Origin of the sequence: Chryseosolibacter indicum (genome assembly GCF_018598585.1) — a bacterium.
GTDB classification, from domain to species: Bacteria; Bacteroidota; Bacteroidia; order Cytophagales; family Cyclobacteriaceae; genus Chryseosolibacter; species Chryseosolibacter indicus.
In genome coordinates, this window is the sequence record NZ_JAHESD010000108.1 from 1 (window position 1) to 9,112 (window position 9,112).

At 39.8% G+C, this 9,112-nt stretch carries 11 protein-coding genes; 5 read left to right on the forward strand and 6 right to left on the reverse strand.

Translation table 11 applies throughout. The features are described from left to right. The first annotated feature begins 432 nt into the window (after positions 1 to 432). Genes KK060_RS24040 through KK060_RS24050 form a run of 3 tightly spaced genes read left to right on the forward strand, consistent with a single transcriptional unit; the run spans position 433 to position 2,832 of the window. The gene (locus tag KK060_RS24040) at positions 433 to 579 is read left to right on the forward strand and encodes a hypothetical protein (protein ID WP_254157692.1); all 147 of its coding nucleotides are present in this window, start codon (positions 433 to 435) and stop codon (positions 577 to 579) included. A 27-nt stretch (positions 580 to 606) separates the two neighbouring features. Next, positions 607 to 1,056: a tellurite resistance TerB family protein gene (locus KK060_RS24045; RefSeq protein ID WP_254157694.1), complete on the forward strand. Its 450-nt coding sequence runs from the start codon at positions 607 to 609 to the stop codon at positions 1,054 to 1,056. Between the two features lie 51 nt (positions 1,057 to 1,107). After that, positions 1,108 to 2,832, forward strand: a complete 1,725-nt coding sequence (locus KK060_RS24050) for a M3 family oligoendopeptidase (protein ID WP_254157696.1) — start codon at positions 1,108 to 1,110, stop codon at positions 2,830 to 2,832. Between the two features lie 65 nt (positions 2,833 to 2,897). On the opposite strand, the gene KK060_RS24055 is transcribed toward KK060_RS24050, so the two are convergent. The 3 genes from KK060_RS24055 to KK060_RS24065 all read right to left on the reverse strand — a co-directional run bounded on the left by KK060_RS24055 (position 2,898) and on the right by KK060_RS24065 (position 4,875). Continuing rightward, positions 2,898 to 3,347: a MarR family winged helix-turn-helix transcriptional regulator gene (locus KK060_RS24055; RefSeq protein ID WP_254157699.1), complete on the reverse strand. Its 450-nt coding sequence runs from the start codon at positions 3,345 to 3,347 to the stop codon at positions 2,898 to 2,900. Between the two features lie 108 nt (positions 3,348 to 3,455). Further along, on the reverse strand, positions 3,456 to 4,031 hold the full coding sequence (locus KK060_RS24060) for a YceI family protein (RefSeq protein ID WP_254157701.1): 576 nt from the start codon (positions 4,029 to 4,031) through the stop codon (positions 3,456 to 3,458). A gap of 130 nt (positions 4,032 to 4,161) precedes the next feature. Further along, on the reverse strand, positions 4,162 to 4,875 hold the full coding sequence (locus KK060_RS24065) for a tRNA1(Val) (adenine(37)-N6)-methyltransferase (RefSeq protein ID WP_254157703.1): 714 nt from the start codon (positions 4,873 to 4,875) through the stop codon (positions 4,162 to 4,164). A gap of 73 nt (positions 4,876 to 4,948) precedes the next feature. On the opposite strand from KK060_RS24065, the gene KK060_RS24070 reads away from it, so the two are divergent. Further along, entirely contained in the window at positions 4,949 to 5,935 is a 987-nt protein-coding gene (locus tag KK060_RS24070; protein ID WP_254157706.1) for a Gfo/Idh/MocA family protein, read from the forward strand. Positions 5,936 to 6,008: 73 nt separating this feature from the next. Continuing rightward, positions 6,009 to 6,524, forward strand: a complete 516-nt coding sequence (locus KK060_RS24075) for a cupin domain-containing protein (protein ID WP_254157708.1) — start codon at positions 6,009 to 6,011, stop codon at positions 6,522 to 6,524. 3 nt (positions 6,525 to 6,527) lie between these two features. Here KK060_RS24075 and KK060_RS24080 read toward each other — a convergent pair whose 3' ends face one another. The 3 genes from KK060_RS24080 to KK060_RS24090 form a co-directional block, all read right to left on the reverse strand. Beyond that, positions 6,528 to 6,947: a VOC family protein gene (locus KK060_RS24080; protein ID WP_254157710.1), complete on the reverse strand. Its 420-nt coding sequence runs from the start codon at positions 6,945 to 6,947 to the stop codon at positions 6,528 to 6,530. 39 nt (positions 6,948 to 6,986) lie between these two features. Next, the gene (locus KK060_RS24085; protein ID WP_254157712.1) at positions 6,987 to 8,402 is read right to left on the reverse strand and encodes an inorganic phosphate transporter; all 1,416 of its coding nucleotides are present in this window, start codon (positions 8,400 to 8,402) and stop codon (positions 6,987 to 6,989) included. 111 nt (positions 8,403 to 8,513) lie between these two features. After that, positions 8,514 to 9,112: carboxylesterase family protein (locus KK060_RS24090; RefSeq protein WP_254157714.1), on the reverse strand; the 599-nt coding region annotated here is incomplete at its 5' end.

Below are 9,112 nucleotides of genomic sequence, written 5' to 3' on the forward strand. Positions count from 1 at the left end.
AAGCCTCCCTGAAGTTAAGCCTGTTTGCACGTTGCTGTTCACTTTGTTTTTTAGGAGATGAGGGTTTTGCAGATAGTATGGTTTTACCGCCTACTTGCCTGAACATTAGTTTTCCTAAAGAACCACGGGTTCCCTTAATAATCGGATTGAGTTGAGTTATAGCCATTTGTCTTTTTTTTCTGCAACATAAAGGTCGGTTTTGACAAATAGTGTCAAAAACTCAGGTGCCTTAAAAAATTATTAGTTTGCTGAACACGGATGAGCCAAGGCTTGTCTAAGCCTTCTCTTAGCTTCCTCTAACTCATTACTAAGTTATTCTCCACACTCTGTGCACACTTTGTGCTCTTTTTGTCCAGTCGTTGTGATTGAGGTTGTAGTTTTAAGAAGGGCGGGTTCCTGAGAAATTGAACCTGAAGATCAGAGGCTTAAAAAATGCCATTTAAAGATACAAAAGTTATTAATTTAAATGAAGCGCTTACTAAATATAATGTCGCCGTGAACAATGATAAAGTATTGGAGGTAAGCAGAATGGCTAATAAATATGGCATCAGGTACAACTACAATTCCATTTTCACGTAATGGTATTTTAAACCCGCAACTAGTTAAATGACAAGTTTCTTTGAGCATCAAAAGTTAAGTTTCAGGAAGAGTTATTTTAGGAATCTGATTTACATGGCTTCTGTGGATGGCGAGCTGGCAGAGAGTGAGTTTAAGGTTTTGTATAGCATTGGAATAGACAGAAATCTGAAAAGCTGGCAGATTGAAGAGCTTCTGAAAGATACTTCGCCTTTCGACGTTTTTATTCCTGATTCTTTTCTTAATCGAATGAATCTGTTGTACGATCTGATGAGGCTTTTGTTTGCCGATGGTATTGTTGATGACAAGGAAGCAGAATATATCAAGCAGATTTTATCATCATTTAACCTCGAGTCTTCTGTGTTTACCGAGCTTTTAATTCTATTTAAAGATGGTACTCCTGCTACGGCCACCTGGCGCGAATTTACTGAAGTATTAAAGGCAACTGCTATCGAAAAGGAATCAATACCACAATTGTAGGTTGCGTAGTGGCGTTCATTTTTCCTATTTTGCCACCTCAGCTAAAGAAATATGAACGCAACTATAGAAACAATAAAGCGGCCATCCCGCAAATTTTTACCAGAAGATTTTAAGGTTACTTCATGGGAAGTTATCAAACCGTACTTCGATAACCTCCTGCAAAGACAAATAAAATCACTCGACGACCTGAAGAAATGGTTTCTCGATCGCAGCGAGCTTGAAGCCATCATCTCAGAAGACCTTGCATGGCGTTACATTAAGATGACGTGCTATACGGAGAATAAAGATTATCTGAATGCTTACCAGGACTTTATTCAAAACATTCAACCGCAGATAGCTCCTGTCTCTGACCAGCTGAATAAAAAGGCAGCGGATTCTGAATTCCTGAGTCAGCTTGCAAAACAACCTGGTTATGACATCATGATCCGTAGCCTTAAAAAGGAAATTGAGATTTTCAGAGAAGAGAACGTTGCTTTGTATACGGAGATCAGTACCGAAGCGCAGCGATATGCACAGATCAACGGTGCTATGACTGTGAATGTTGATGGCAAAGAACTTACCCTTCAGCAGGCTTCTGTATTTCTAATGTCTACTGACAGAAAAAAGCGCGAAGAAGTTTACATCAAGATTGCTGAAAGAAGGCTTAAAGATCAGGAACAACTCGACCAACTTTTTTCAAAGCTTATTCAGTTAAGACACCAGGTTGCAGTTAATGCCGGCTTTAAGAACTTCAGAGATTACATGTTCAAATCCCTTGGCAGGTTTGATTATACACCCGAAGATTGCTTTAAATTTCATGAAGCCATTCAGCATGAAGTTGTGCCTTTGTTGAATGAGTTTGCTTCAGAGAGAAAGCAAAGCTTGAAAGTTGATAAACTAAGACCTTGGGATAAAGCTGTAGATCCTGAAGGTCGCGAAGCGTTGAAGCCTTTTACCAATGGCAAAGAGCTTACAGATAAAACTATTAATGTATTTCAGAAGCTTGATCAATATCTCGGTCAGTGCCTTTCTATTATGAAAGAGATGGGGCATCTGGATCTTGAATCGAGAATAGGAAAGGCACCTGGCGGTTACAATTATCCCTTATCCGAAATTGGTGTTCCGTTCATCTTCATGAATGCCACAAGTACCTTACGGGATATGGTAACCATTATGCACGAAGGTGGGCATGCAATTCATAATTTCCTTACCCGCGATCTTGAACTGAATGACTTTAAGTCAACGCCTTCAGAAGTTGCTGAGCTTGCTTCTATGTCAATGGAATTGATATCGATGGACCATTGGGAAGAGTTCTTCTCCAATTCAGACGATCTTAAGCGTGCGAAGCGCGAACATCTCGAAGACCTTATAGAGACATTGCCATGGGTAGCAACAATCGATAAGTTTCAGCACTGGATTTACGAGAACCCTAACCACACCGTTGAGGAAAGAAAGACGCAGTGGAATAAGATCTTTGATCAGTTTTCAGATACTGTTACTGATTGGTCTGCACTACAATCTTACAAAGATTACCTATGGCACAAACAGCTTCACTTATTTGAAGTGCCTTTTTACTACATCGAGTATGGTATGGCACAATTAGGTGCAGTTGCCGTATGGAGAAACTTTAGAAAAGACAGGCAGAAAGGTCTGGAAGGTTATCAAAATGCACTTAAGCTGGGCTACATGAAATCTATTCCTGAAATTTATAAAGCTGCCAACATCAAATTTGATTTTAGCAGAGAGTACATTAAAGAGCTGATGGGCTTTGTGCGTCAGGAGATCGCTAAGATCTGATCTGGATTTGTAAGATAATTTTTATAGGAGGACTGGCTTAAGTAATGCTGGTCCTTCTTTTTTGTTCAGCTTCTGCACTTATCGAGGAGATCGCTTAGTAATAAAGCTTCTTCTTCAGTAATATTAAACATCTCATCAACAAGCTCCTCTTTTTTAGCAATTGCTTTCAAAAGTTCTAGCCCTTGTTCAGTAATAAAAACATCTGTTGCCCGCTTGTCTGCCGTAGATGTTTTTTTGATTATCAGGTTTTTTAATTCGAGCCTGTCAAGAAGCCGCGATACATCAGAGTTTCTATCAAGCATTCTTGATTTTATTTCTGTAGCAGAAATGCTTTTAGGATGTTGTCCTTTCAGTATTCGTAAGATATTATATTGCTGACCTGTGATGCCGTAAGGTTTAAAAAACTCCTGTTGTTTATAGTGCAACCAGTTGGAAGTATAAAGGAAATTTACCAGCGCTTTTTGATGCGCGCTCTTGAATTTCTTTTGCTGAATCTCTTCTTCTATTTTCTTCATAACAGGTAAGCGTTTTACGAATCTAAACGACGAAGCTTAAAAGAATTTGTAATTCAATTCTCCTCGTTATGTAAAAAAATAAGCCCTGATTTCTCAGGGCTTTTAATTTTATGCTTTTTTATCAACTTCAATTTTACAGCTGATTTCTACTGTATCGCCAACTACAAGTTCGCCAGTAGCCACTTTGTTTGTCCAGGTTAAACCATAATCCTGGCGGTTAATCTGACCATTTAATTTGAAACCTGCCTTAAAGCCTTTACCAGTATTTACGGTTCCACCATAGGTAACATCAAATTCAACTTCTTTGGTTACGCCATGCATTGTGAAGTTGCCCTTCAAGCTGTACTTCTTCCCTTTTTTTACAAGATTACCTTTGAAAGTAATGTCAGGATATTTTTCAGCATCAAAGAAATCAGCTGATTTTAAATGGCCATCTCTTCTTTCGTTATCAGTGTCAATAGAAGCAGTCTTGGCAGTAAAGGTTACTTCAGCACCGTTGAAGTCTTCTGTTTTGCTTGAAATAGTACCATCGAATTCATTGAATTTACCTTCAGTTTCAGATACACCCATGTGGGCAACACTAAAACCGATTTTTGAATGATACTTGTCAATGGTCCATGTAGATTGAGCAAAAGCAACCGAAGTAATGACTAACATTACTAATAGGGCGTTAAGTTTTTTCATAGTTAGTTTTGATTTCTAATTGTAATGCAATAATAACGCTATTTTCTAATTGTTTGTTTAAACAAGTAATTTTAAAAGTGTAACCAATTGATGTACAGTTGTAAAAAAATGCCGTTTGAAGCATTTTTGATTAGATTTTTAGGTAGAAGTCTTTCGTTAACTGTTTATACTCGTCAGACCATTGCTCGCCCTCACCATGTAAAACAAGTTCTTCTGTAACCTTAAATGATTGTTGCTGAGAAAATTCCATGAGGGCGCGTTCAAATGGTTTGTTGGCTCTTGACCGAAAGGCACACTCGCGGATACAATGAAAGCCCTGCTGACCTGATATGTTTTTAAAAACCTGACTCTCCTGCCAGGGGAGTATCACGGCAAGTCTTCCTGATGGTTGGATGAGCCTCTTCGCTGCATGCATAAGTTCTTCGAAGTTTAAACTTTGTGTATGTCTCACAATTGATCTTTCCATGGCAGGGGGCAGGGCGCTGTTAATGAAATAAGGTGGATTGCTTACTATAAGATCAAATTTAATTTCCGGTTTAAATTCCTGTATGGATTGGTTATGAATCATTATTCTGTCCTTCCAGGGAGATTGATTAACATTTGCTCTGGCTTGTTCTGCATCTTCTTTTTGAAGTTCTACTGCATGTACTATCACGTTTGGCGTTGTACGTTGCGCGAGCATAAGCGCAATTAGTCCTGTACCCGTGCCAATATCCAGTACAAAACCTTCATTAATGATATTGGTCCATGCACCTAGTAATACACCATCTGTTCCTACTTTGTGAGTTGCTCTGTCCTGTGATACAGTAAACTTCTTGAAGTTAAAATCCCTGGTTTTTTTCATCGCCCTTCGTATAGGAGACACCGTTTTTTGTAAACAGTATCATTTCTTAATTTACAGCAAGATTATTAAAAAGATGAAAGAAAAAGTCAGATGGGGAATATTAGGTTGTGGTAAGATAGCTAACAAATTTGCAGCTGACCTAAAGCTTGTAGCTGATGCTGAGCTTACCGCCGTTGCATCAAAAGATAAGGCGAAAGGAGAAGCTTTTCAGAAACAGTTTGCTGCTCCTTTATTTTATAATTCTTATGAAGCGCTTGCTGCAAGTAGTGAAGTGGATGTTATTTATGTAGCAACTCCTCATGGATATCATCATGAGCATACCATGCTATGTCTTATACATAAGAAGGCAGTACTATGTGAAAAGGCATTTGGTCTTAACTATAAACAAGTAAGTGAAATGGTTTCCCTGGCCAGGAAAGAGAAAGTCTTTCTTATGGAAGCCTTCTGGACCAAATTTCTTCCCCAGTATGAAAAGGTAATATCAATAATAAAGTCAGGCGATATAGGTACTGTAAAACTAATACAGGCAGATTTCGGCTTTAGAGCCCCTGAGCCTTTACCTCAACGCCTCTTCGATCCTTTGCTGGGAGGAGGCGCTTTGCTTGATATTGGCATTTATCCTGTATTTCTGGTGCAATCTATTCTTGGAAAACCAAAAGAAGTGCATGCTATGATTACAGCGTATTCAACAGGCGTAGACGAGCAATGCGTAATCACCATGAAGTTTGATGGCGCCTTGGCTGTGCTTTCATCAACATTTGCGTCAGATACACCTGTAGAAGCGATGATAGCTGGCAGCAAGGGAAGAATTCAAATGAGAAACAGATTTCACAATGCGATAGGCAGGGTAGAACTCGTTTATGGCAAAGATGAGGTAACTTCAGTAGATGTACACAAAGAAGAAGGATATGGTTACCAGTTTGAGGCAAGGCACGTTAACGATTGTATTAAGAAAGGATTAACTGAAAGCCCTGTCATGAGCTTACAGGATTCTCTTGACCTGATAGAAACGCTCGATCGTATTCGAGTTGCCGGAGGAATTAAGTATCATTGCGACTAAATATCGAAAGAAGCCCGGGAAGCGTTGGCGCAATTTTTACCGGCAATTATTTTTACATCACATTTAAAATATCATGAGTACACCATTATCATTACAAGGAGAAAAAACAGAGGTTTTAAGTTCAGTAGAGAAGCATCTTCAAGGTCTTGGTTTTAACATTGTAGCAAAAGATTTCAGCCGCCCCTGGGGAGGTTTCTTTGTTATAGATGAAACACAGGCTGAAAAGTTTGGGAACCTTTTCTTTCCGGGAATTGAAATAGCATCCTTAAAGATAGGTGGTAAGCTAAGTCCTAAAATTCTCATGGTACAAACCGGAAAACGCTTATCATGGCAGTATCACCACCGCAGAGCAGAAATATGGAAACTCGTAGCAGGAACTGCGGGGGTAGTTACAAGCCAGACAGACGAAGAAGGCTCTGTAAAGAAATTAGAAGTTAATGAGATCATCCGCCTTAATCAGGGTCAACGTCACCGTTTAGTGGGGCTTGATGGCTGGGGAATGATCTCAGAAATATGGCAACATACTGACGCAAACAATCCATCCGATGAAGATGATATTGTTCGCGTTCAGGATGATTTCGGAAGATAAGATTTAAACTACACTTCCTTTTGCATCCAATTGCATGAAAGGATTGAAAGCAATCTCCCAAAGATTTCCGTCAGGATCAGCAACATAACTGCTGTAACCTCCCCAGAAAACTTTTTGAGGTTGCTTTACTATTTTTGCTCCCCTTGATTTTAAAGTTGCGATAAGATCATCTACTTCTTTTTCAGATCTGACATTATGTGCAAGAGAGAACTTGCGAAAGCCGTTTCCGCTGGCATCTATACCTGCATCTTCTGCCAGGGCATGATCTGGAAAGATAGCAAACTGAATACCGTTCAGTTGAAAGAATACGATGTTATCATCGCTGGCAGGAAGGGGAGTCCAGCCAAATACTTCAGTATAAAATGTTTTAGAAGCTTTAAGGTCAGTAACACCAAGTGTAATAAGCGTAACGCGTTGCTCCATTGTAAAGTAGTGGAAGATTAAAAGTTGTCTTATAAAAGCTTACCCTACCAATGCACGGAATAACAGGAACAATGTTCCTGACATGATCATCACGATAGGAAGAGTGAGAAGCCACGCAATAAGAATATTTCTAACGGTGTCGGCCTGCAGGTTTTTAATTCCTTTGCTTGCAACCATACTCCCTGCAATACCAGATGATAACACGTGAGTGGTACTCACCGGAAGAGCAAAGTGCGTTGAAAGTGAAATGGTACTTGCCGCAACCAACTCAGCGCTGGCTCCTTGAGCGTACGTGAGATGCTCTTTACCAATCTTCTCACCAATGGTCTTAACAATTCTTTTCCATCCAATCATTGTTCCTGTGCCAAGGGAAAGTGCGATCATCAGAATAACCCAGGTAGGCGAGTAATCTGTAATTCCTTTTACACTTTCCATTTCAGCCTTCAATGTTTGTGCTTCTACCTTACTAACCCTTACCTCTTCCTTCCCCATAAGCGTTTTAATATTACGGTCGATCAGCATAATATCTTTACGAATTGAAAAGCGTTCTCCTTTTGGAATGTTTTCAACCGTGGTATGGGTCCCAATTCTGTGAACCAGGTCCCTGGTAAGACTTCTTGTTTCCTCTAACCTGGTACGGTCTGGTTGCGATAAAGGTGCGCCATCAATGGAATCAACAATCATTTCTATTTTCTTCAACGGATCATGCAATGCTGAAGGATTGTAATTACTATTTAACGCGAAATAAGAAGGTACTATTCCAATAAGGATCAGCATAACAAGTCCAACACCTTTTTGTCCATCGTTAGAGCCGTGAGAAAGACTTACGCTACTGCATGTGAAGATCAGTACAGAACGAATAAACAATGGAGGAGGGGCATTCTTCTTTGGTTCCTTGAACAACACTTCGCTGTATTTTGATTTCTTTGTTAACGTACGGATGAAGTACATTAAGATGATTGTCATTGAAAAACCAAATAGCGGAGAAATTAACAACGAAAGCCCGATGTCTTGTGCTTTGCTCCAATTTACCGCCGCCTCATTAGAGCCTGGAAGTAAAGAGAAGGCAAGTCCCACGCCGAGGATAGAACCAATTAATGTATGAGAGCTTGAGCAAGGAATGCCGAAATACCACGTTAAAAGATTCCAGAATATGGCACTAAGGAGAAGTGCCATTACCATGGAGAGACTATGAGCGATATTCTGATCTACAAGAGATTCTACAGGCAATAGGTTAACAATACCAACAGCAACACCAACACCTCCGATTAATACACCACAGAAATTACAGACACCAGATAGAATTACGGCGGTCCAGGGTTTAAGTGAATTAGTATATATTACTGTAGCCACTGCATTGGCGGTATCATGAAATCCATTTACGAATTCAAATCCGCACGCGGCAACCAGGCATAAGATCAGGATGAGAGAATGCGATAAGTCAAGTTCGAACATAAAAGAACAATTCGGCCGCAATCTAAGCCGAATTAACCTGACCAATATTATCTAATTGTTAACTTTTTTACAGAAAAGTTCGTAGCACTTGATTAAATTGCTAATAATCAATTATTTAGTTGGTGTTGTATTTGGTAACTTTTGTCTGAAAAGCCAGTGGATAAGATGCGGTTCTTTATAGGCATGGATCCAGCTATTATGATCTACATCCGGATACTCTGAATACCCTGGTGAAGCTCCTTGTTCACGCAGTGCATTAATTATCTTTCTGGAATAAACAGGGGACACAACATTATCTTTTGCTCCATGGAAAGCCCAGATTGGAATATGCTTAATAGCTGTAGCTGTTTTTACATCTCCTCCTCCGCAAATAGGTACTGCTGCTGCAAATTTGTTAGGATACCTGGCAATGAGATCCCAGGTTCCAAATCCTCCCATGGATAATCCGGTTATATAAATACGTGATGGGTCAACAGGGAAATCCTTACTGATTTTGTCTATCAATTCAATAACCATCTGCAACGGTTGGGTAGGCTTTTCACTGAGCACCTGTTCGTTTGTCTTGAGGTCGTAAGATGCCCAGTATTTCATCTTAGGGCATTGCGGTGCAATAACATAACAAGGATATTTTCCCCTGTTGCGCTCATCGAGAAAAAAATCCTGGATATGTTTTATTTGTGCTTCGTTGTCATTTCCGCGCTCTCCTGCGC